This is a genomic window from Ralstonia sp. TCR112 (genome assembly GCF_007997035.1).
Classification (GTDB): Bacteria; Pseudomonadota; Gammaproteobacteria; order Burkholderiales; family Burkholderiaceae; genus Ralstonia; species Ralstonia edaphi.
This window is the reverse complement of record NZ_VOSS01000063.1, coordinates 1-22,886: the sequence shown is the minus strand read 5'-3', so window position 1 is coordinate 22,886 and position 22,886 is coordinate 1. Positions and strand designations below refer to the sequence as shown.

The 22,886-nt window shown below is 64.1% G+C and carries 23 protein-coding genes and 2 pseudogenes; 20 read left to right on the top strand and 5 right to left on the bottom strand.

What is annotated here, in order from left to right; genetic code table 11:
* Positions 1-14: 14 nt before the first annotated feature.
* Together FUT88_RS15690 and FUT88_RS15685 are read right to left on the bottom strand one after the other, a co-directional pair.
* A complete protein-coding gene (locus FUT88_RS15690) occupies positions 15-965 on the bottom strand; it encodes an alpha/beta fold hydrolase (protein ID WP_147216487.1) in 951 nt (316 codons plus the stop codon).
* 81 nt (positions 966-1,046) lie between these two features.
* A complete protein-coding gene (locus tag FUT88_RS15685) occupies positions 1,047-1,967 on the bottom strand; it encodes a LysR family transcriptional regulator (RefSeq protein ID WP_147216485.1) in 921 nt (306 codons plus the stop codon).
* A 106-nt stretch (positions 1,968-2,073) separates the two neighbouring features.
* Between FUT88_RS15685 and FUT88_RS15680 the strand changes: the two genes are divergently transcribed.
* The 3 genes from FUT88_RS15680 (at position 2,074) to FUT88_RS15670 (ending at position 4,239) form a co-directional block, all read left to right on the top strand.
* The gene (locus tag FUT88_RS15680) at positions 2,074-2,325 is read left to right on the top strand and encodes a DUF2798 domain-containing protein (RefSeq protein WP_027680144.1); all 252 of its coding nucleotides are present in this window, start codon (positions 2,074-2,076) and stop codon (positions 2,323-2,325) included.
* A gap of 383 nt (positions 2,326-2,708) precedes the next feature.
* A complete protein-coding gene (locus FUT88_RS15675) occupies positions 2,709-3,692 on the top strand; it encodes a hypothetical protein (RefSeq protein ID WP_147216483.1) in 984 nt (327 codons plus the stop codon).
* Between the two features lie 79 nt (positions 3,693-3,771).
* The gene (locus tag FUT88_RS15670) at positions 3,772-4,239 is read left to right on the top strand and encodes a GNAT family N-acetyltransferase (RefSeq protein WP_147216481.1); all 468 of its coding nucleotides are present in this window, start codon (positions 3,772-3,774) and stop codon (positions 4,237-4,239) included.
* Positions 4,240-4,251: 12 nt separating this feature from the next.
* Here FUT88_RS15670 and FUT88_RS26435 read toward each other — a convergent pair whose 3' ends face one another.
* Positions 4,252-4,455 carry a hypothetical protein gene (locus FUT88_RS26435; protein ID WP_147216479.1) on the bottom strand — a complete coding sequence of 68 codons (204 nt, stop codon included), beginning with the start codon at positions 4,453-4,455 and terminating at the stop codon, positions 4,252-4,254.
* 99 nt (positions 4,456-4,554) lie between these two features.
* Between FUT88_RS26435 and FUT88_RS15660 the strand changes: the two genes are divergently transcribed.
* From FUT88_RS15660 to FUT88_RS26765, 15 genes and pseudogenes are all read left to right on the top strand, one after another.
* Positions 4,555-4,860 (top strand): recombinase-like helix-turn-helix domain-containing protein, encoded by a 306-nt coding sequence (locus FUT88_RS15660; RefSeq protein WP_102065178.1) that lies wholly within the window; start codon positions 4,555-4,557, stop codon positions 4,858-4,860.
* A gap of 79 nt (positions 4,861-4,939) precedes the next feature.
* Entirely contained in the window at positions 4,940-6,007 is a 1,068-nt protein-coding gene (locus FUT88_RS15655) for an aromatic ring-hydroxylating oxygenase subunit alpha (RefSeq protein WP_004634822.1), read from the top strand.
* Entirely contained in the window at positions 6,000-6,773 is a 774-nt protein-coding gene (locus tag FUT88_RS15650) for an SDR family oxidoreductase (protein ID WP_147216477.1), read from the top strand. The genes FUT88_RS15655 and FUT88_RS15650 overlap by 8 nt, the downstream gene beginning before the upstream one ends.
* Positions 6,774-6,805: 32 nt before the next feature.
* Positions 6,806-7,342: a cupin domain-containing protein gene (locus FUT88_RS15645; protein WP_102065176.1), complete on the top strand. Its 537-nt coding sequence runs from the start codon at positions 6,806-6,808 to the stop codon at positions 7,340-7,342.
* 4 nt (positions 7,343-7,346) lie between these two features.
* Entirely contained in the window at positions 7,347-8,249 is a 903-nt protein-coding gene (locus tag FUT88_RS15640; RefSeq protein ID WP_147216475.1) for an alpha/beta fold hydrolase, read from the top strand.
* Positions 8,250-8,261: 12 nt separating this feature from the next.
* Complete coding sequence (locus FUT88_RS15635; RefSeq protein WP_004634814.1) at positions 8,262-9,089, top strand: IclR family transcriptional regulator; 828 nt, start codon at positions 8,262-8,264, stop codon at positions 9,087-9,089.
* A gap of 2 nt (positions 9,090-9,091) precedes the next feature.
* Entirely contained in the window at positions 9,092-9,895 is an 804-nt protein-coding gene (locus FUT88_RS15630; RefSeq protein ID WP_147216473.1) for an SDR family oxidoreductase, read from the top strand.
* Positions 9,888-11,613 (top strand): annotated as a pseudogene (locus FUT88_RS15625) (thiamine pyrophosphate-binding protein). The gene FUT88_RS15630 and the pseudogene FUT88_RS15625 overlap by 8 nt, the downstream one beginning before the upstream one ends.
* A gap of 32 nt (positions 11,614-11,645) precedes the next feature.
* Positions 11,646-12,449, top strand: a complete 804-nt coding sequence (locus FUT88_RS15620) for an aspartate dehydrogenase (protein ID WP_147216471.1) — start codon at positions 11,646-11,648, stop codon at positions 12,447-12,449.
* A gap of 16 nt (positions 12,450-12,465) precedes the next feature.
* Positions 12,466-13,968 (top strand): aldehyde dehydrogenase, encoded by a 1,503-nt coding sequence (locus FUT88_RS15615; RefSeq protein ID WP_147216469.1) that lies wholly within the window; start codon positions 12,466-12,468, stop codon positions 13,966-13,968.
* 36 nt (positions 13,969-14,004) lie between these two features.
* A complete protein-coding gene (locus FUT88_RS15610) occupies positions 14,005-14,967 on the top strand; it encodes a VOC family protein (protein ID WP_147216467.1) in 963 nt (320 codons plus the stop codon).
* A gap of 21 nt (positions 14,968-14,988) precedes the next feature.
* Positions 14,989-15,939 carry a PDR/VanB family oxidoreductase gene (locus FUT88_RS15605; protein ID WP_092971315.1) on the top strand — a complete coding sequence of 317 codons (951 nt, stop codon included), beginning with the start codon at positions 14,989-14,991 and terminating at the stop codon, positions 15,937-15,939.
* A 177-nt stretch (positions 15,940-16,116) separates the two neighbouring features.
* Complete coding sequence (locus tag FUT88_RS15600; protein ID WP_147216465.1) at positions 16,117-17,217, top strand: porin; 1,101 nt, start codon at positions 16,117-16,119, stop codon at positions 17,215-17,217.
* 71 nt (positions 17,218-17,288) lie between these two features.
* Entirely contained in the window at positions 17,289-18,692 is a 1,404-nt protein-coding gene (locus FUT88_RS15595; protein WP_147216463.1) for an MFS transporter, read from the top strand.
* Positions 18,693-19,090: 398 nt separating this feature from the next.
* Complete coding sequence (locus tag FUT88_RS26765; protein WP_260804153.1) at positions 19,091-19,222, top strand: hypothetical protein; 132 nt, start codon at positions 19,091-19,093, stop codon at positions 19,220-19,222.
* Here the strand turns inward: FUT88_RS26765 and FUT88_RS15590 are convergent, their stop codons facing one another.
* A complete protein-coding gene (locus tag FUT88_RS15590) occupies positions 19,223-19,741 on the bottom strand; it encodes a cupin domain-containing protein (RefSeq protein ID WP_147216461.1) in 519 nt (172 codons plus the stop codon). It abuts the gene before it with no gap.
* A 17-nt stretch (positions 19,742-19,758) separates the two neighbouring features.
* Positions 19,759-20,963, bottom strand: a pseudogene (locus FUT88_RS15585) (sterol desaturase family protein).
* Between the two features lie 309 nt (positions 20,964-21,272).
* Here FUT88_RS15585 and FUT88_RS15580 point away from each other — a divergent pair.
* On the top strand, positions 21,273-21,845 hold the full coding sequence (locus tag FUT88_RS15580; RefSeq protein WP_027680163.1) for a DUF4337 domain-containing protein: 573 nt from the start codon (positions 21,273-21,275) through the stop codon (positions 21,843-21,845).
* Positions 21,846-21,969: 124 nt separating this feature from the next.
* On the top strand, positions 21,970-22,671 hold the full coding sequence (locus FUT88_RS15575) for a hypothetical protein (protein ID WP_410003886.1): 702 nt from the start codon (positions 21,970-21,972) through the stop codon (positions 22,669-22,671).
* Positions 22,672-22,886 lie beyond the last annotated feature (215 nt).

Below are 22,886 nucleotides of genomic sequence, written 5' to 3'. Positions count from 1 at the left end.
TGGCTCTAGTGGCGTCAGCCCGGTGCCAGCGTCCCGGCCACGCGGGCCTGCTGCAGTTCAGCTGGCTCGTGGCCTGAGTCGACGTAGTCGGTAAAGCAGCGAATGCAGTCCGCCACCCAGTCGGGGCGACACAGAGGCAGCCAGTGGCCGGCGTCGACCTCGTGGCGCCAGTAGTGCGATACCCAGGCTTCCACAGCGCGCGTCACGGCGGCGCTCACGTAGCGATCGCGCGTGGGCACGATCAACTGCACGGGGGCATGCGGCGCACGTGGCTGGGGGCGGGCGAGGCGCTCCCGAAAATTCGCGCGATACATCCGCACGCCGTTGCAGGCATCCCGCACAAGCGTCGGTCGCTGGGCCTCGATGCGGATGCCTTCCGTCTTGTGCAGCCACCACGGCCAGGCGCGCGCGACCCACAGCCGCCACGACCATTCCGGCACCAGCGGCAAGTGGAAATACCCCACATACCAGGATTGCAGCCGCTGCTTCCACACCGCACGTTTGGCGGCCCATGTGCCGGCATCGAGCTGCGCGCGCAACCAGTGGCCGACGTGGTCCAGGCACGGGCCCGAGATTGACGTGTACGACGCGATGCGCCCGCGCAGCCGATCGGTCGTCACCGACTCCCAGCTGTGGATGGAGCCCCAGTCGTGTCCGACCAGATGAAAGCGCTCGCCGGGCAGCAGCGCGTCGGCCACGGCGGCAAGGTCGTCGACAAACTGCGGGATGCGATAACCGGTGGTGTCTGCGGGAGCGTCCGAGAGCCCCGCCCCACGCACGTCGAAGGTCACCACCCTGCGGTCGCGCGCCAGGGTATCGCGCACGCCGTGCCAGACGGAACTGTCATCCGGATAACCATGCACGAGAACGATGGCGGGACGCTGCCGTGCAGACGCGTCGGCAGGCAGGGTCATTCGGGCATGCAGGCGAAGGCCGCCGGAGCGCACCACGTGGCTGCTGTGCATCGGGTCTCCAGTGAAATTGGCGCGGGAGTCTCCAGCCTACGGGGCGATCGGCTGAGGCGGCAACGCGTGTTTTTACCCGTTTCAAGCAGTGCCTGAGGCACTCGGGGCGGGTTCGGCCTGCAGCAGTGGTGTCGCTGCCGTGAAGGCCGCCAGATGCTCCAGCAGCGTCCGCACCTTGCGTGGCAGCTGTTGCTGCGGCCACACCGCGTAGATGGGTCGCTGTGGTGTCCGCCATTCCGGCAGCAGCCGAACCAGCCTGCCTGACTCCAGCGCCTGGTGGCAAAGCGTGTGCGGGCAGTACAGCAGGCCGAGGCCTGTTTCGGCCAATGTCACGCCCAGTTCGATGTCGTTCAGGTCGCAGCGTCCATGGGGCTGCAGTTCGATGGTTTCCTCGCCATCGGGTGAGGTGAAGCGCCATGTCGACAGCGGCGACGACACCAACAAGCGATGCGCCTGGAGGTCATGCGGATGGGTCGGCGCGCCATGCTCTGCCACGTACGCAGGCGACGCCACCAGCACCATCCCGATCACACCAAGCCGCCGCTGCCGCAGCTTCGGGTCGTCCTGCTGGCCGACGCGGATGGCCAGATCGGCGCCATGCCGCCACACGTCTTCATTGCTATTGCTGAGCGATAGCTCCAGGCGGATCTCCGGCCATGTCGCCATGAAACTTGCATAGGCGGGTGCGAGCAGCCCGCGCGACAGGTTCAGCGGCGCGAGCACCCGCAGCGTGCCCTTGACCTGGTTGAGATCGTCGTCAAGCGTGGCCGTGGTTTGCGCAAGCGCGGTCAGCAGCGGGCGGCACTGCTCGTAGTAGAGCTGCCCCTCCGGCGTTGGCTTGAGGCTGCGGGCGCTGCGCAGCAGAAGCTGGCAGCCCAGCGAAGCCTCCAGCTTCTGCAGGCGTCGTGTCAGCGTGGCGGGCGGCAGGTTGGCGTGACGCGCTGCGGCCTGCAGGCTGCCGTGGTCCACGATGGAAACAAAAAGGGCCAGATCGTCGAGCATGATTCCATTTATGGAATTTAAGTTTCAATAAACGTCTATAGTTTCTTGAAACGCGGTTGTCTAGCATACCGTCAATCACATTTGATGGCTTGCAAGGAGAACCGCCATGTCGACACCCGTTTCCACTGCCACACGTCTGCGCGTCATTTTTGCCTGGCTGATGTCGGGTCTGATGTCGCTGTTGATGACGGGCTGGATCGGCTGGATCAACGCCGGTATCAGCCCCGACTTTCTTGCCCGCTGGGCGCATGCCTTCGTGCTCGCCTGGCCGGCGGCCTTCACCATCGTGCTGGTTGCCGCGCCGGTGGTGCAGCGGCTGACACAGCGCCTCGTGGTGCCCAATCCGGTGCAGCCTTGAAAAGAAAACAGCCCACCGGGAGGACGGTGGGCGCAAGGTTGACAGCAGGAAAGACCGATGGAAACGGACGCCGGACTGACATCCCGTAGAGTCCGGCGATGCGGCCGGTACAACACCCGACCCTTATCGTGGTGACGCCGATGTGCGTGGAGATCGCACTGCCCGATACCGGGTCGTGACCGGGCCATGGAGCGCACTGTAGAGGGTCGATGCTTTCAGCAAACTTTCTTCCGGCGACTGGCCTTCTACGGACAATCCCTAGGTTCCGGGCATGGCGCGCACGCTGCATGGCTGCCGCCGGGCGAAGAGACACGAGTAGACGTAGTCAACATCAGCGCGTAGTGCCGTTAGGCTGGTCCGATTCTCAACGCTAAGGAAACAGCATGACGATGACGATCGACGGCCATGGCCCTGGGTATCGCGAAGTGCAAACGCGGCCCAGCATTCAGGATTGCCTGGCGACACTGAAGAAGTTTGTGAATGAGGCCGCCTCGCCAACGGTGACTGTGCAGGATCTGCTCGTGGCCAGCCGGGCCACCAAAGACGACAACGCGCAATGGTGGGATCAGCATCGCCTGAATCTGCCGGCTGATCCGAGCGACGCGGATATTGACGCGGCGCGCACGCGAGTGGGCCACGCAATGGTCGACGAGCAGGGCGCCACGGTCGCGCTACGCAACCTTGACTCGTATCTGGAAGACGGTGTGTTGGGTGACGTTGGCAAGAGCGGCATCAAAGCCCTCGTGGATGACGTCGCCAAGAAGATCGGTGCTACCAGCCGCACGGTACAGGACGCCAACATTGAGGTGTACTCGGGCGACTCTTCTCGGACCGACTGGGGTCAGTACCTGGAGTACCACCAGAGCGAGGCGGCTGCGGCCCAGAAAATTGCCGACCCGGTTAAGGAAGCGTTCGGCCGTGGCGGCAACCCCGGAGCGGACGCTGACTGTGCTGCACAGACAATCAGCGTCGTGACCGGGCAGTTCATCGATGCCGCCGCCGCGGCACAGGCGCTGCGCGAGGCTGGCTTACCGGTCAATGCGCCGCAGCGGCAGGCGAATGCGCAGCGACTGCAGACAGAGCTGGTCGGCGGCATGAACCGCGTGAGCGACGCCGCGCGCGTTCTGGACGCCGCCAACGACACGTCGACGGCACTGCTCAACGCCGACCGTGATTTCTCTTACCTGTACAAGACGAGCGCGCTGGATGCAGCGGACCAGCACACACAGGCATTTGTGCAGCAGCACATACCGCCGGGGCTGCATACCATCTTCGGCTACGGCTCCCCGAACGACGCGGCCCGGCACAAGGTTCAGGACGAGTTGTTGCAGGACGGCGTCGACCTTTCGGCGCTCGGCGTTCGTTAAGCCGTCAGCAGGAAAGCCGGCTGCACGTGCGACAGCCGGCTGGCAGAATGCCGGAGCGTTGCCACCCGTCCAGCTCACCATGCCAGCACCTGCCGACCTCCACATCCGCCCCATCCGCCAAGACGACTTTGCCGCGTGGAAACCGCTCTGGGATGGCTACAACGCCTTCTACGGACGTGCGGGCGAGACAGCGTTGCCCGACATCGTCACGCAGACGACTTGGCAGCGCTTCTTCGACGAAGCGGAGCGCGTCTACGCGCTGGTGGCCGAACGTGGCGGTGAGCTGCTCGGCATCGTGCATTTCCTCTACCATCGCAGCACCACGCAAATCGGCATGAGCTGCTATTTGCAGGATCTGTTTACGGCGCAGGCCGCGCGCGGGCAGGGCGTGGGCCGGGCCTTGATCGAAGCGGTCTACCGTCGCGCGCAGGCCGATGGTTTGCCGCGCGTCTATTGGCAGACGCACGAAACCAACACGACCGCCATGCGGCTGTATGACACGTTGGCGGACAAGTCGGGCTTCGTGGTTTATCGCAAATTGTTCTGAGCCGTTCCGGCATCAACAATCGAATTTCGGCACGTCGAAGCGGTTCCAATCGCTACCGCCTTCGGCGCCGTAGCGGATGTGCTCATCGTTCCGACCTTTGAGCTCGACGGTGGTGGTGCCGCGCGCGACACGAAGGCCTAGGCCCATTGCGCGATCCGGCGGATCGGCCGCCCCCTGCCGACCCATTTTTTCGCAAACCATAGGGTAATCCCGCATCTGCGATTTCGAAGACGCGGTCTATAGTTGCACCTGTGTTCCAGATATTAACAGACGTTTCATAGGTAAAACAAGCGAAACGTGATGGAGTCGACAGAAATGCAATCGCAATACAACCCCGACCTCGCTCCGTGGGAGCCCATTTCTCCGAACAACGTCGCTGGCAAGGGCCGTGTCGAGCGCCCCGGCCACGTCGCCAATCTGGTGTGGCAAACACGCGCCGCCGAGCCGACCGCCTATGAGAACCAACTGGCCGATTCGCTGGAAGCGGCATTCCTGGGCGGCGCGCAAACGCCGGCCGACATCGTCGCCGTGCTGAACGAGCGCGGCCCGCGCAATGCGGCCGGTGGCGAGACCTGGACGGAAGACACCTTCCTGGCCGAGATGCGCCGCCTGGGCGCCTGAGTCGAGGCCGGTTCCAACACGATTCGACGCCGCATTGCCCGCAGAGGCGCACGGCTCAACCCATCAGAAGAGGCAAGCAATGGAAGGCAACAAGGAAGCGCAGAAGGAAGCGCGCATCAACACCGGTCTGCGCAACTACTGGTATCCGGTGGCGGCGTCGTGGAATGTGAAAAACGCGCCGGTGGGCATCACGCGTCTGAGCCAGAACATCGTGTTGTGGCGTGACACCGCCGGCCAGGTGCATGCGCTGGAAGACCGCTGCCCGCATCGTGGTGCGCGCCTGTCGATGGGTTGGAACCTGGGCGACCACGTGGCTTGCTGGTACCACGGCGTTGAAGTGAACGGCCAAGGTACGGTGACCAGCGTGCCAGCCGTTGACGCTTGCCCCATGGAAGGCAAGACCTGCGTGCGCAGCTACCCGGTGCAGGAACGCGCCGGCGCCATCTTCCTGTGGTTTGGCGACAAGGCCCCCTCCGAGTTCGACGACGCGGTCGGCACGCTGCGCTTGCCTGAAGAGCTGACCAGCGACGAGCACAGCCACTTCCTCTGCTTCGCGCATTGGAACGTCAACTACCGCTATGCCATCGACAACGTCATGGACCCGATGCACGGCGCCTACCTGCACGCCGTGTCGCACTCGATGGCCAGCGGCGAGAAGAAGGCCGTGATGGAAGTGGTTGAAACCGACCACGGGATCATGTTCCAGAAGACCGGCCAGCGCGGCGTGAACTTCGATTGGACCGAGTTTGGCGAGACCGGCACGATGTGGCTGCGCCTGTCGATTCCGTATCAACCGAAGGTCGGCCCGGGCGGGCCGTTCACCATCATCGGCATCGTGACGCCGGTCGATGAAGAGCACTGCATCGTCTACTTCTGGCGCACGCGCCACGTGCAGGGTTGGCAGCGCGACGTGTGGCGCTTCCTGTATCGCAATCGCCTCGAAGGCCTGCACTGGGATGTGCTGGAACAGGACCGCGTCGTGCTGGAGTCGATGGCACCCGAAGCGCGCGAGCACGAGACGCTGTATCAGCACGACATCGGCATCACGCGTATCCGCCGTGTGCTCGCACGCCGCGCCGCCGCTGAACTGGCCGACGCGCCTGTCGCCATGCTCAAGCCGGTTCCCACGGAAGCCCAACATGCCTGAGCGCAATTCAACTGCCGGGCTGCTGGCGGGCCGCAAGGTGCTCGTGACGGGCGCCGCGCGCGGTCTCGGTCTGGCCTTTGCCAAGTCGATCGCCGAAGCCGGTGGCGCCGTTGCGCTGGCCGACATTCTTGGCGAGCGCGTGCAGGAAGCGGCCGCGGCGCTGCGTGCGGCCGGTTTCAATGCGCATGGCTTTGCGCTCGATCTTGGCGATCCGGCTTCCATTCAGGCATGCGCTGCTGCGGCTGTGCAGGCACTGGGTGGGCTCGACGGGCTCGTCAACAACGCGGCCATCACGAACTCGGGCGGGCGCGACGCATCGTCGATCGACATCGAGACCTGGGACCGCGTGATGAACGTCAACGTGCGTGGCACCTGGTTGATGACGACGGCTTGCCTGCCGGCGCTCAAGGCTTCGGGCCGCGGCGCCATCGTCAACCTGTCGTCGGACACCCCGCTGTGGGGCGCGCCGAACCTGCTGGCTTACGTGGCCAGCAAGAGCGCCGTCATCGGCATGACCAAGTCTCTGGCGCGCGAATGTGGCGCAGACGGCATCACCGTCAACGCCATTGCGCCGGGCCTGACGCTGGTGGAGGCCACCGAATACGTGCCGGCGCACCGTCATGCGCTGTACCGCGACCAGCGCGCCATTTCGCGCGACCAGCTGCCCGATGACGTGTGCGGCGCCGTGCTGTTCGCGTTGTCCGACCTTTCCCGATTCGTGACGGGCCAGACGCTGGCCGTCAACGGCGGTTTCGTCATGCAGTAATGCATCCACACACCATTCAGAAGAGGTATTCGATGAGCGATCTCTCCGAACAACAGCAAGTGCAACGCACGTGGGACCGCCCGGAAGGCGCGTCGTTTGAAGACTGGATGAACAGCCGCGTCGCGCGTTTTTCCACCCGCCGCTACGACTGGGACGCCCTCAAGTTCCAGGCCGACTTCGACCCGAAATACCGCCGTGCGCAAATGCGCTACCTCGGCACGGGCGGTACGGGCGTGGCCGCTGACACCAACACGGTGCCGGCGGAGCACTTCACGTTTTCGACGATGGTCATTCCGGCCGGCCACGAAGGCCCGTCGCATCTGCACACCGATGTGGAAGAGGTGTTCTTCATCATTCGCGGCAAGCTCAAGCTGGTGCTGGAGAAGGACGGCGAGCGCTTTGAGACCATCCTGACCGATCGCGATCTCGTCTCGGTGCCGCCCGGCGTGTACCGCGAAGAAATCAATATCGGCGATGAAGATGCGCTGATGTGCGTGATGCTCGGCGCCAAGAAGCCGATCACGCCGACGTATCCGCCCGAGCATCCGCTCGCCAAGATCAAGCGTTAATGCCATGAGCGCGCAGGCTGTCATGTCTTCCCATCCGTTCCGCGTTGCCGACGCGCTTGCCGTGCTCGGCGCAGGGTTTGCCGAACGCACCGTCGCCATCAACGCGCACGGCGACCGCATCGGCTATCGGCAATGGGGCGAGCGCGGGCCGGTGGTGGTGCTGTTGCACGGCATCAGCTCCAGCGCTGCGTCATGGCTGCCTTGCGCGCAGGTTCTTTCGCACAACATGCGCGTGCTGGCATGGGATGCGCCGGGTTACGGCAGTTCCACGCCGCTTGCAGACGTGGCACCGCGCGCCGCCGACTACGCGCTGCGGCTGCAGGCGTGGCTTGCCGCGCTGGATGTGACGCCCGATGCGATCGTCGGTCATTCGCTGGGCGCGCTGATGGCATCGGCGTATGTGGCCGCCGCGCCAGCGGCGATGCAGCCGAAGCGCCTGCTGCTTCTGAACCCCGCGCAGGGCTACGGCCAACCGGGGCAGCAAGAGACGTCCCGCAGCGTGCAGGCCCAGCGTCTTGCAACGCTCGATCAGCTTGGCATCGACGGCATGGCGGAATCGCGCCACGCGCATCTGCTGCGCCCGAATGCCACCGACGAAGAACGCGCCTGGGTGCGCTGGAACATGAAGCGCCTCAACGAAGGTGGTTATCGTCAGGCTGTGGCGATGCTGAGCGGCGACGACATCGGCGCCTATCTGAGCAAACGCCCCGCCTCCACACCCGCGCAGATCGCGTGCGGCGATGTCGACGGTATTACGCCGCCGCTGGGCTGCGAAGCGCTGGCGAAGACGTTCGATCTGCCGTTTGCGCTTGTGCCATCGGCCGGGCATGCCTCCTACATCGATGCGCCTGACGCTGTCGCAGGCTGGATCGAACATGCGGTTCTCTCCCAATCCCAAAACGCCTAAGCGCCAAGACGTATGAGCAACGACCTCATCCCAGAAGACGTGCAGGAAAAGTACATCGTGCCGGGGCTCGAACGCGGCCTGCGCCTGCTGTGCGAGTTCAGCCACAAAGACCGTGTGCTGTCTGCGCCGGAACTGGCGCGCCGCCTGAAGGTGCCGCGCTCCACGGTGTTCCGCCTGCTGACCACACTTGAAGTGATGGGCTTCATCGAACGCGTTGACGGCGGCCGCGATTTCCGCCTCGGCATGGCGGTGCTGCGCCTGGGCTTTGAATATCTCGCGTCGCTGGAATTGACCGAGCTGGGCCGCCCGCTGCTCGATCGTCTGCGCGACGAGATTCATTATCCGTGCAACCTCGTCGTGCGCGATGGCCGCTCGATCGTCTACGTGGCGAAATCCGTCGCGCCCACGCCGTTCACCAGTTCGGTGAATGTCGGCACGCGCCTGCCGGCTCACGCCACGGTGCTGGGTCGTGTGCTGCTGGCCGATCTGTCGCTGGCTGAGCTGCGCCAGCTGTATCCGGAGCCACAGCTGGAAGTGTTTTCCGCCAACACGCCGCGCACGGTGGAAGAGCTGTTCGAGATGGTCCAGCGCGACCGCGAACACGGCTACGTGCTGCAGGAAGGCTTCTTCGAAGCCAACATCTCGACGATTGCTGCACCGGTGCTGGACCGCGCCGGCAAGGTGGTGGCCGCGCTCGGCACGACGATTCCGTCGCCGCGCATCGAAGCGGCCCAGCTTGATCTGATGATCGACAAGGTGCGCGCCGCTGCCGGCGAGCTGTCTTACTTGCTGGACTACCGCCCCGCCGGCGGCAAGGTCGTCAACCTCTTCCGCGAATGACCATGCCGATGATCGACCTGACTGGCAAGACCGCTGTCGTGACGGGCGGCTCCTCCGGCATCGGCCTGGCCACCGTTGAACTGCTGCTGGAAGCCGGTGCCGCCGTGGCGCTGTGCGGCCGCAATGCCGAACGCCTCGCGCAAGCCGAACAAAGTTTGCGCAGCCGCTTCCCCAACGCCCGGCTGTTTGCTGCAACGTGCGACGTGCTCGACGCCGCGCAGATGGCAGCGTTTGCCGACGCCGTGGAGCAAGCGCTGGGTCCCGTCGACATGCTCGTCAACAACGCCGGCCAAGGCCGTGTCTCGACGTTTGCCGATACCGACGATGCCGCGTGGACGCAGGAGCTGCATCTCAAGTTCTTCTCGGTGATCCATCCCACGCGCGCTTTCCTGCCGCAACTCGAGCGCTCGGCGCACGGCGCGATCGTCTGCGTGAATTCGCTGCTCGCGCAGCAGCCCGAGCCGCACATGGTGGCCACCTCTGCCGCGCGTGCGGGTGTGCTCAACCTTGTGCGTTCGATGGCGACCGAATTTGCACCGAAGGGCGTGCGCGTCAACGGCATCCTGATCGGCCTGGTGGAGTCCGGCCAATGGCGCCGCCGCTTCGAGGCTCGACCCGAAGAAGATCGCCATCTCGACTGGGCTGCGTGGACGCGTCGCCTGGCCGCGCAAAAACACATTCCCCTTGGACGCCTGGGCGTGCCCGAAGAGGCGGCCCGCGCCATTCTGTTCCTTGCCTCGCCGTTGTCTTCGTACACCACGGGCAGCCACATCGATATCTCCGGAGGACACTCCCGTCATGCTTAAACGACAACAACAGGAACAACAGCTGGTCACGGTGGGCCACGCGATTGCAGCCTTCCTGGAGGCCTGCGAGGTCAAGGCCGCTTTCGGTGTCATCTCGATCCACAACATGCCCATCCTCGATGCGATGGGCGAGCGCGGCAAGATCCGCTTCGTCATGGCGCGCGGTGAAGCCGGCGGCGCCAACATGGCCGACGCCTATGCCCGGACCACGGGCGCCTCGGCGTCTGCCTGACCAGCACCGGCACCGCTGCCGGCAACGCGGCGGGCGCCATGGTCGAAGCCCTGACCGCCGGCACGCCGTTGCTGCACATCACGGGCCAGATCGAAACGCCGTACCTGGACCAGAGCCTCGCGTACATCCACGAAGCGCCGGACCAGCTCACGATGCTCAAGGCCGTCTCCAAGGCAGCCTTCCGCGTGCGCAGTGCCGATACGGCCATCAGCACGATGAAGCTGGCCGTGCAGACGGCGCTGACGGCTCCGGCCGGCCCGGTGAGCGTGGAGATTCCTATCGACATCCAGGCTGCGCTGATTCCCATGCCGGACGACCTGCGCCCGCTGCTGGTGCCGCAGCATGTGCCGTCGGCTCACGCGCTGGACGAACTGGCTGAACGCCTGTCGCGCGCGCGCCGTCCGATGCTGTGGCTCGGCGGTGGTGCCCGCCACGCTGCGAAGCAGGTCAAGCGCTGATGGACCTCGGCTTTGGTGTGGTCACCAGCACGCAGGGCCGCGGCATCGTGCCGGAAGATGACCCGCGCTCGCTGGGCGCATTCAACCTGCACAAGCCGGTCGAAGCGTTCTACCAGACGTGCGATGCCATGGTCGTGGTGGGCTCACGCCTGCGCGGCAACGAAACGCTCAAGTACGAACTGAAACTGCCGCGCCCGCTGTACCGCATCGATGCGGATGCTTCAGCGGAAGGCCGTTGCTACGCCAGCGACTACTTCGTGTGCGGCGATTCGGCGCTTGCGCTGGATGGCCTGGCCGATCGGCTGGAAAAGAAGATGCAGATCGACGCGACATTCGCGGCAGACCTGCGGGCGGCACACGATGCGGCCGTGGGCGGGCTGGTCGACGGCCTCGGCCCTTACGCCAAGCTGGTGGAGGCACTGCAAGCTGCCGTGGGCCGCGAATTCAACTGGGTGCGCGACGTGACGGTGTCGAACAGCACGTGGGGCAATAGGCAACTCCGCATCTTTGACTCGCGCGCCGGCGTGCATGCGCTGGGCGGCGGCATCGGCCAAGGTTTGGCAATGGGCATCGGCGCGGCCATTGGTGCGGCTGCAACCGGATCGGGCAAGACCACGTTCTGCCTGGCCGGCGATGGCGGCTTCATCCTGAACCTGGGTGAATTGGCGACTGCGGTGCAGGAGCGCGCCAACCTCGTCATCGTGCTGATGAACGACAAGGGCTACGGCGTCATCAAGAACATTCAGGACGCGCAGTACGGCGGCCGCCGCCATTACGTGGATCTGCACACGCCGGACTACGCGGCGCTCGCCCAGTCGCTGCAACTGCGTCATCGCCGCGTCTCGGATCTGGCAGACGTGAGCAGCGCGCTGAAGGAAGCCACCAGCGGCGAAGGCCCGTTCCTGATGGAGATCGACATGCTTTCCATCGGCAGCTTCAAGACGATCTTTGCAGGCCCGCCGGTCAACCAGCAGGCCAAGGACGGCCAGGGCGAGCGCGCAGCCGAGCGCACGACGGTGGTGGCGTGAATCTGCAACCGAGCCAATTGAAGGAGCCGGACATGCTGCATGTATCGATGGTCGGGTGCGGAGCGATCGGGCAGGGCGTACTGGAACTGCTCAAGAGCGATCCGGATGTGTGCTTTGACGCCGTGATCGTGCCCGAGCACGCGATGGACAAGGCGCGCGAGGCCATCGCCCCGTTCGCACCGAATGCGCGTGTCACGACGCATCTGTCGGCCGACGCGCATCCTGATCTGCTCGTCGAATGCGCTGGCCATGATGCGCTTGAAGAGCATGTGTTGCCGGCGTTGGAGCAGGGCATCGACTGCCTGGTCGTATCGGTGGGTGCGTTGTCGGAACCCGGCGTGGCCGAACGGCTGGAGGCTGCGGCCCGCCGTGGCAACGCGCAGGTGCAGCTGCTGTCGGGCGCCATCGGCGCCATCGACGCACTGGCCGCTGCGCGCGTCGGCGGGTTGGATGCGGTCATCTACACCGGCCGCAAACCGCCGCGCGCCTGGAAGGACACGCCGGCCGAACAGCAGTTCGACCTCGATGCGCTGCGCGAGCCGACCGTGATCTTCGAAGGCAACGCCCGTGAAGCTGCGCGTCTGTTCCCGAAAAACGCCAACGTGGCGGCCACGCTGTCATTGGCAGGCCTCGGTCTTGAGCACACGCACGTCAAGCTGCTGGCCGATCCAACGGTGGACGAGAACATCCATCACGTCGAAGCGCGCGGTGCCTTTGGCGGCTTCGAGCTGACGATGCGCGGCAAGCCGCTGGCGGCCAATCCCAAGACTTCTGCGCTGACGGTGTTCAGCGTGGTGCGTGCGCTGGGCAACCGCGCGCACGCCGTTTCGATTTAAGCGAGGCCATAGCGCCATGACTGTTTCCAACCCGAACGCAACCGCAACGTCCGTGTTGCCCATCTGCATTGCCGGCGATTGGCGCCTCGGCACGGGCGAGCGCTATGCCACGCGCTACCCGGCCACCGGTGAAGTCGTTGCAGAGCTCAATGCCGCCAGCGTCGCCGATGTGGAAGAGGCGGTGGCAGGCGCCTACCGCGCCTTCCTCTCCAGCGGTTGGGCGCAGCGCAAGCCGCACGAGCGCGCGGCCGTTCTGTACCGCGTAGCTGAGCTGATCCGCTCGCGCAGTGAAGCGTTGGCACAACGCCAGCGCCTGGATAACGGCAAGCCGATCAACGAGACGCGCGCGCTGGTGGCAAGCGCTGCGGCCACGTTCCAGTTCTTCGGCGCCGCATGCGAGACGCTGGAAGAGTCGCTCACGCCCATGCGTGGCGATTGCCTGACGATGAGCGTGCATGAGCCCATGGGCGTGGTGGCCGCCATCACGCCGTGGAATTCGCCGATTGCCAGCGAAGCGCAAAAGATGGCGCCCGCGCTGGCCGCGGGCAACGCCGTCGTCGTCAAACCGGCGGAAGTCACGCCGCTGATGGCGCTGGAACTTGCTGCCATCTGCGAAGAGGCGGGCGTGCCCAAGGGCATGATCAGCGTGCTGCCGGGCAAGGGCTCCGTGATTGGCGATGCGATTACGAAGCATCCGCTGGTGCGCCGTGTGTCGTTCACGGGTGGCACGAACACGGGCAAACACATTGCCCACATCGCCGCTGACAAGATGATGCCGGTGTCGCTGGAACTCGGCGGCAAGTCGCCGACGATGGTGTTTGAAGATGCCGACCTCGACCACGCCGTGAATGGCGTGCTGTACGGCATCTTCAGCTCGTCGGGCGAGTCGTGCATCGCCGGTTCGCGCCTGTTCGTGGCGCGTTCGCTGTACGAGCCGTTCATGGATCGCCTCGCCGCTGCCGCAGCACGTCTGCGTGTCGGCAATCCGGCCGATGAATCGACGCAGATGGGTCCGCTGATCACCGACCGCCACCGCGAGACCATCGAGTCGTACGTCGCGATGGGCGTGGAAGAGGGCGGCCACCTGCGCACGGGCGGTTTGCGCCCCGCAATCGCCGGCTGCGAGTCGGGCTATTTCTACACGCCGACCATCATCGAAGGGCTCACCAACAGCGCCCGCATCTGCCAGGAAGAAATCTTCGGCCCGGTGCTCGTCGCCATGCCGTTCGACGATGAAGACGAATTGATCGAACAGGCCAACGACAGCGTCTACGCATTGGCCGCCGGGATCTGGACGCGCGACTACAAGCGCGCATGGCGCATCGGCCGCGCGGTGCAGGCCGGCAACGTGTGGATCAACACATACAAGCAGTTCTCGATTTCGACGCCGTTTGGTGGCTGGCGCGACAGCGGCCTCGGCCGCGAGAAGGGCCGCCTCGGCATCCTGCAATACATGGAGCAGAAGAGCCTCTACTGGGGCTTGAATGAACAACCGCTGGCCTGGGCCAACGCCAACTGAAGCTGAAACAGAACACCCAGACCACAGGAGATGAAGATGAACACGATTCGAGGCATCGACGAAATCGTCTACGGTGCCGACGACCTCGCCGCCTGCAAGCAGTTCTTCCTGGATTGGGGCCTCGCCCTGCAATCGGAAGACGCCGGCGGCCTGCTGTTCGAGACACTCAACGGCTGCCGCGTGCGCCTGAAGCGCAGCGACGATGCCGCGCTGCCGCCGGCCATGGAAGCCGGCCCGACGCTGCGCGAAGTGATCTGGGGCACCGATTCGCACGTTGTGCTCGATCGCCTGGTCGACACGCTGGCTGACCAGCCCGGCTACGTGCACGCCGACGGCCGCGTCGGTTGCACCGACCCGAACGGTCTAGCCGTGCGCGTGCAGATGACCACGAAGCGCGACGTCGACGTGCAATGCGCTGCCATGAACACGTGGACGGACAAGCCACGCCGCAACCAACCCAGCCCGATCTACGAGCGCGCCACGCCCATCGAAGTCGGCCACGTGGTCTTCTTCGTCAAGGACGTGGCGGCCACGGAGCGCTTCTATGTCGAGAAGCTCGGCTTTGTGCCGTCCGACCACTACCCGGGCCGCGGGGCGTTCCTGCGCTGCGAGCCCGAAGGCGGCCACCACGACCTGTTCCTGTTGCAGACGCCGCAGGCCAAGAGCGGCCTCAACCACGTCGCTTTCACGGTGCGCGACATCCATGAGGTGTTCGGTGGCGGCATGCACGTGTCGCGCTGTGGCTGGGATACGCAGCTGGGCCCCGGCCGTCACCCGATCTCGTCGGCGTACTTCTGGTACTTCAAGAACCCGGCCGGCGGATTGATCGAGTACTACGCCGATGAAGACCAGCTCGACGCTGACTGGCAGCCGCGCGATTTCGAGCCCGGCCCGACCGTGTTTGCCGAATGGGCCATCGACGGCGGCATTGACGGCAACACACGCCGGCAGAAGAACGTCGCCGGCCCCGAAGGCAAGTTCCTGACGGAAAAGCGCTGAAACGTTGCAGAGAGACGTGCTATGAATTCCCCCCTCAACCTGCGCGTGCATGCCATGCGCTACGAAGCCCAAGGCATCGTGAGCGTGGAGCTGCGCGATGTCGACGGCAAGCCTTTGCCCGAGTACGCACCGGGCGCGCATATCGAACTGCATCTCGGCAACGGGCTGGTGCGCAGCTATTCGCTGTGCGGCGCGCCAGAGGTGCGTGACCGTTACGTGGTCGGCGTGCTGCTCGATCGCAACAGTCGCGGCGGCTCGCGCTATGTGCACGAGCAGTTGCGCGTCGGTTCGACGCTCAAGATCGGCGGCCCGCGCAATCACTTCGAGCTGGACGAAACCGCGCCGCGCACCGTGCTGGTTGCAGGTGGCATCGGCGTGACGCCCATCGTCTGCATGGCGCGTCGCCTGGCCGAGCAAGGCAAGACGTTCTCGATGCTGTACTGCGCCCGCTCGCGTGCCGAAGCGGCCTTTGCCGATGAGCTGGCCGCCCATGGCGATGCGGTGCGTTTTCACCTGGACGCAGAAGCCGGTGGGCCCCCCGATCTGAAAGCGCTGCTTGCAGGGCATCCGGCCGATACGCATTTCTATTGCTGCGGCCCCGGCCCGATGCTGCGGGCATTCGAGGCGGCCTGTGAGGCGCTGGGCTACACCAACGTTCATATCGAACGCTTTGCGGCCGACCCCGGTGTGGAATCGGTGCAGGAGGGCGAATACCAGGTCAAGCTCGCGCGCAACGGTGCTGAACTGTGTGTGCCGGCAGGCAAGTCGCTGCTCGACGCGCTGTTGGAGATTGGCGTCGAGGTGGAACACAGCTGCAAGGAAGGCGTGTGCGGCTCGTGCGAAACGCGCGTGCTCGAAGGCGAGCCCGACCACCGTGACAGCGTGCTGTCCAAGAGCGAACGCGCATCGAACCAAACGATGATGGTTTGCGTATCCGGCTGTAAGGGCAAGCGCCTGGTGATCGATCTGTAAGCGCAGGATGGTTTAGGCGCCGGCCCGACCAGCCGCGCCGTCTTTTTTTTGCGCCCTGTTTTTCTTTTAAACAACGTTTCGCATACGAAACAAAGCAAGAACCACAACCAGCTCGTCCACCAAGACGGCGATAACAACTGGCGGGGCGGACACCTTGTCCAGTGGAGGAAACTGCAAATGAAGACAACCTTGTTCGCCCTTGCGGCGATGAGCCTGGCCGGTACGGCGGCGGCCCAGAGCAATGTGACGCTGTACGGCAGCCTTGATGAAGGCGTGGCCTACATCAACAGCCTCAAAAGCGGTGCGTCCAGCGGCTCGGCGCTGCGCATGGACCCCGGCACGATGCAGCCGGACCGTTTCGGCCTGCGCGGCTCGGAAGATCTCGGCGGCGGTACGCAGGCCATCTTCCAGTTGGAATCGGGGTTTCTGGGTGACACCGGCAGCAGCGTGGTTGCCGGCAAGCTGTTCAACCGCACCGCGTGGGTCGGCCTGACGAACGATCGCCTGGGCAACATCCAGCTTGGCCATCAGGCGGACTTCATGTTCGATTACCTCGGCCGCCTGAGCAACGGTTTCCAGCTCACCAACTTCTACCTGTTCCACCCCGGCAACTTCGACAACCTGGCCAACCAGTTCCAGATCGACAACGCTGTGCGTTACGTCTCGCCCATCTTCGGCGGGCTGCAACTGGGCGGCATGTACGGCTTTGGCGAGGTACCCGGTTCGCCGTCGAAGAGCCGCAGTTACAGCCTCGGTGCGTACTACACCAATGGCGGTTTCCGAGCCGCCGCGGCCTATACCGCGTCCAACGACCGCGCGCTGGACATCGCGGGGCGCTTGGGGATCACGAACACGCTCGGCACGACGCTTGTGCCCGGTGTGATGACGCCGATGAGTTCGGTCAAGTCGTTCGGTACCGGCGCGCTGTATCAGTTCAGCGGCCTGCCGGTCCAGATCAACGCGGTCTATACGCAAACGCGCATCACGCTGGGCGGTGCCAACGCCCGCGCACAGAACGTCGACCTGGGGACCGCGTGGCATTACAGCGCCGCCAACACGCTCAACGTGGGCTATACCTTCAGCAGGTACGAGGGCGCCCGCTGGAACCAGTTCAGCCTCGGCAACGTGTATGCGTTTTCCAAGCGCACGCAGGTCTACCTGCAAGGTACGTATCAGCGTGCGTCCGGCGATGCGCAGTCTGCTGCCATCAACGGCGTGGGTGTAGCGGCGCAGCGCAACCAGGTCGTTGTCAGCACCGGGGTGCACCACTCGTTCTGACGTCCTGACCCAACGCGCGCCGCTGGGCAGCGACCCGGTGGCGCATCAACTTCCTCCGGAAGGAGCTTCACATGAAGCCAGGTGTTTTGATTGATAGCGGAATTGACCACGATGGGTCGCGGGGTGCGATGAGCCTTGGCAAGATCGTTGCCCGCATCGAGCGGCTCAAGAGCAACGGCATGCACGTGCGCGCGCGTCTGCTGATCGGGTTGGCGACATTCTTCGACGGCTTTGACGTCATCGTCATCGCGGCAACGCTGCCGCTGCTGATTGCGCAGTGGCATCTGACACCGGCGCAGATCGCTTTTGTGATCGGTGCCCCCGGCATCGGTCAGTTGATCGGCGCGTTGGTGTTTCCCATGCTGGCCGAGCGATTCGGTCGCGTGCGCATGATCGGCTATAGCGCGGGCATCATCGGCTTGATGAGCCTGCTGTGTGGCGTGGCGCCCAGTTTTGCTGTGTTTGCAGCGCTGCGTATCGTGCAAGGCGTTGGGTTGGGCGGCGAACTGCCCGTGGCGGCTACGTACATCAACGAAGTCACGCGCGCACATGGTCGCGGGCGCTTCGTGCTGCTCTACGAGGTGGTGTTCCCGATCGGCCTGCTGGTGTCCAATGCCTTGGGCGCATGGCTGGTACCGCATTTCGGCTGGGAGGTGATGTACTTTCTCGGTGGCATTCCGCTGGTCCTGTTCTTTGCGCTGCCCAAGGCCGTGCCGGAGTCCCCGCGCTGGCTGGCCACCCATGGCCGCATGGCTGAGGCCGACGCTGCGCAGGCTCGCTTTGAAGCGAAGGCGAAGGAGCCGCTGCCTCCGCTGGGCGATACCTCGGCCTTCGAGCAGATGTCACACCGCCACCCGAAGCGCGGCATGCGCGATCTGTTCGGCCCGGTGTACATCAAGCGCACGGTGGTCGTGGCCATGCTGTGGGCAACGTGCGGTTTCATCCAGTACGGTCTGTCGACATGGCTGCCGACGGTCTACAAGACGATCTATCACGCACCGCTCCAGCTGGCGCTGAATCTGGCGGCTCTCGCGTCGGTGCTGGGTGTGGTCGGCTCGTTGGTGTGCGCGATGATCGTCGACAAGGTTGGCCGCAAGCCCGTGATGGTGGTGTCGTTTGTGCTGTGCGGCGTCTCGCTGGCGCTGGCGGGGCTGCTGCACGAGCAGTCGCTCTATGTGGTGGCAGGGTTGTGCTCGTTGGCGCTGGGGTTGATGGCGTGCGGCTTCATCACCGCTTATGTCTATACGCCGGAGCTGTACCCGACCAACATCCGCGCGATCGGCTGCGGCATGGGCGGCGCGTGGCTGAAGATTGCGGCGATCTTTTCGCCAATGCTGATCGGTTCGACCATCGGCTCGGGCAACGTCAGCAATGCGTTCCTGCTGCTGGCCTTGGTGCCCATCCTGGCGGCAATTACCATCTACTTCCTCGGCATCGAGACCAAGGGGAAAGTGCTGGAGCAGCTCGAGCTGTAAGCCGGAAGCACTTGAAGGCCGTAAAACGGGGAGGGCGGCACTCAGTTGACGCGCCCTCCTTTTTTTCTTCAGACGATGGTGTGATCTGCCATCAGTTCCAGCGCGCACCATGGCTGAGTGGTACCGCGCCTTATGCGCCGTTGGCAGGGCACACTTGAAAGCTGCCGCGTACTGGCGGTGTCCGGCAGCGTGACGGTCGGCGCCGTACTGTGCGCTCCAGGATCCATTCGGGCTGTGCTGCGCGGGCCGTTTGCGACGCGTGATGCCCATACGGAGTCGTGGGCCTGAAATAGGGGCCAAGAAGCGTCGTTGCTCTTGCAATGGTTTTTGGGCCCCCTCTCATAGACTGAAAACGTGCCGATAAGACAACTATCGGGCAGGCAAAGATGGGAGGGGATATGTCCACCACAGCCACGGCAGCAGCCAACTGGATCGTCGTCCTGACCTGTGCGTACATGGAGTACAGCACGTGGCGGGGTATCAGCGTCTACCGGCGCACGGTCGGCTATGAGAGCGTGGTGTGGTGCTGACTAACGCGCCGCAGGGTGGGGCAGCAATCTCCGGATGAGATCACCATGTGCCGAATACTCCGTCAGCAGCGCACTACCGTCGGCGAGTTCGAATTCGCTGAACTCGAACCCCGGCGCAACGGTGCAGCCGACAAGCGCATACCCATGTTCACCCGGCACGCGCTCGGCTGCAAACCAGCGGCCCGCCGGCACCACCGCCTGGTACACCGCCATCGCATCGTCGGCCGCGTGGCCCAGGCGATGCGTGCTCACCGTACCGTCAGTCTCCAACACATGCACATTGAGTGAGTCCCCCGCATGGAAGTGCCACAACTCGTCCGACTGGATCCGATGCCAGGCGGAATATGCATCATCCGCCAACAGGTAATAGATGGCGGTGGCGGCCGCACGTTCGATGGGCGGGATGCCTCGTTGGATGCGTTCCTCACTGCGATAGGTTTCGCGATAGAAGCCGCCTTCCGGGTGCGGTTCGAGGCCGAGGCGGGCGATCAGGTACTGAGCGGCGGGGGCGAGCGGCATGATGGGAGACCTTCGACTCAGTTCTGCTGACGGCGGAACGGAAAGCGCTGCTGGTTCACGAAGCCGTCGGGCATGTAGTCGCCCACCACGCCGTACTTCTCCGGGAAGGCCTTCTTCGATTTCACCGCGGTACCGAACAGGTAATCGATGAAGGCGAAATGCGCGGCGTAGTTCTTGTCGATCGCTTCGTCTTCCGATGAATGGTGCCAGTGGTGGAAATCCGGCGTCACGAAGATGTACTTCAGCGGGCCCCACGGCAAGTGCACGTTGGCGTGATTGAACACCGCCTGGAAGCCCACGATGATGATGTAGACATCGACTACTGCCTTGTCGAAGCCCAGCACGAACAGCGGCCCCAGCACTGCCACGCGGGTGACGATCAATTCAAGAATGTGCTGCGCGAGCCGGCCAGCCAGTCCATCGTCTTCACGCTGTGATGCACGGCATGGAAGCGCCAGAGGAACGGCACCTCGTGATACGCGCGGTGCGTGACGTACTCCATCAGATCGGCCACCAGCATGCAAAGCAGCAACTGCGGAATAAACCAGATGTGCTGCACCATTTGCTGGAAGTCTGCATGCACCATCCAACCGAACACACGGTGGATCAGGAAGTTCACCACCAGCAGCACCAGCCCTACGATGAAGTGGTTCACCGCAAAGTGGACCATGTCGGTCTGCCATTCGGGGCGGAACACCGGCTGCTTCTTATAGAGCGGGAACAGCTTCTCGAGCAGCACGAAGATTGCCGTTGATCCGAGCAGGTCGAGAATGAACCAGTCCATGCCGATATACGGCGTGTGATCTGGAAAATCGCCCACCGGCACGCGCGAGCCGCCCAGCGCCACGGCAATCACCACAAAAAGGAACGCCAGGCCGTTCAGGCGACGGCGGTTATCCAGCACGATATTTGCCAGCGATAACCCGCCGGAAATCAACAGCGAGACAAACAGAATCTGCCGAATCACATCCACCGAATACGCGCGCCGTAATTCGGGTGTCGTCAGATACTGCGGAAAGTGAAATGCCAGCACGCCCAGCAAACACAGAAAGCCCAGCACCAGCGCCAGGATCGTGCCGATCATGCCTCGGCCGAACTTCAGGCCGCCATTGGCATGGAGCAGCGCATTGGCATCGCGGAGCGTCGCGTCGGCCACGCGGACGATGGCGGGTTGGTGTTCCTCTTCGGGCATTGGCGCCAAAGGCTTTCGGGACGCATCCATGGGTCTGACTCGCAGTATTGTTTTGTTTTATTAACAATGCGATTGCCAATCAAATATTGGCGCTCGTTCGCATTGCTGCGCGATTATACGGACCCGTTTCGCGTATTCAACGACGCCATTCTTCTGCGTAAAAATGATTTGCAATTGCGGTGCTTTACCTGTGCGTGCGGGTGTCGGCAGTCTGCATCTGCGACGTTGGATGGGCATCGCAAGGCGTTGCCTTTCCGTGCAAGGCCATGCACATTGTGAGGTCGGTGCCTGACAGGCGCACGACGATACAAGGTCAGCAAGACCAATAGGGGAGCAACCATGTCAGAGGGATTTCACGTGCACGGCGCGCACGATCACGCGCTCGAGCACGCAGCGGAAAGCGGCCACGCCGACAGCTTTGCAGGGCGTATCGCCGTCATGACGGCAATTCTGTCGACGGCCGGCGCCATCTTCGGTTACCAAGGTGGCGCCACGCAAAACGCTGCGCTACTCGCCAAGAACGAAGCCGCCATCCACAAAACCGAGGCTGCCAACCGCTGGGCCTACTACCAGGCCAAAGGCCAGAAACAGGCGATTGCCGAGTTGACTGCCCAATTGCCCGGCACCGACCAGGCGGCCGCCAAGCGTGACGCCCAACGCTACGCCGCCGAGAAGGAAGACATCCGCCGCCAGGCCGAAGACCAGGAGCGTCTTGCCAAAGAAGCCGACGAGGCGAGCGAGCTTGCCGTCCACCATCACCACCGGTGGGCGCAAGCCGTGGCCGCCATCCAGGTGTCGATCGCCCTGGCGGCCATCACCTTGCTTTCTCGCCGGCGCTGGATGCAGGTGCTTTCGTACGGCGTTGGCGCTGTCGGCGGTGTCGTGGCCGTGCTGGCGCTGCTTCACATCTGACCGGTTAGGTGCGCCGTTCGCGGGCGGTTGCGAGGGAACATACCCAGCCGCCAGAATGGCGCGCTTGAAGGAGGCATCCCGCCTCCATGAATCAGGAATGAATAGGATGACACGTGGAATGTGGATGCGGCGCACATTGATGATCGCAGGCTTGTTGGCCAGCGCGTGCGCCATGGCGGCTGGCCCGGCGGTCGAGCCAGGCGAGTACGTCTACATCCTGGGCGGCAGCGCGAGCGGCACGATGACGGTCAAGGGCAGCAGCTTCAACATCACGACGATTGGCGGCAACTGCCACACGTGCGCAATCGAAGGCACACTCCGTGGCCGCGTTGGGGTCGACAAGGATGAGGGCAAGTGCCACATCGCCGTGTCGGGTAATAAGGATGCGCTCAAGCTGGATTCCTCCGCCACCGCCGAAGCCTGCCGAGAATTCTGTGGCATGCGCGCCATGTTTGATGGCGACTACCGCCGCGCACCCGCCGCCTGCACCGACCGCCAGCGCCAAGCCCGCATCGGCCAGGCCCACAAGCAATATGCCGCCAAGGATTACGACGCCGCCCGTACAACGCTGCGTTCGCTGCTTTCCGAGTGCGATTCTTTCATGGACTGGATCGAGCGCGACAAGGCCCGCAGCGACTTGGCCGTGACTGAATACCATCGTGGCGACAACGCCCAGTGCCTTGCTGTGCTGTCCGAGACGACTGCGGTCAAGGTACAGAAGGACTCAACACTGATCCTGCCGCCGTGCGACGCCGACAATTACGCGTCAACCAGCAAGGCGATTCTCTACAACCAGAAGCTGTGCCAAGCGCCGGGCAAACATTGATGCCGACCGCATCTCTATAAGTAACGGGGCAATCGCCCGGCCCGATCCGTGTCGCAGGTTGGCCGACGCGGCGTTTATCGGCCCCTCAACCTGCCATGACGCAAGCGGCCTCATGGCGGTGCGGGCAGGTGATCAAGAAGATTTTTGCGAGTGACACACAAAAGTGCTTGCCAGCTGCGCTTCCGCACATTAGTATTCGCCCCTCGCTGCAAAAC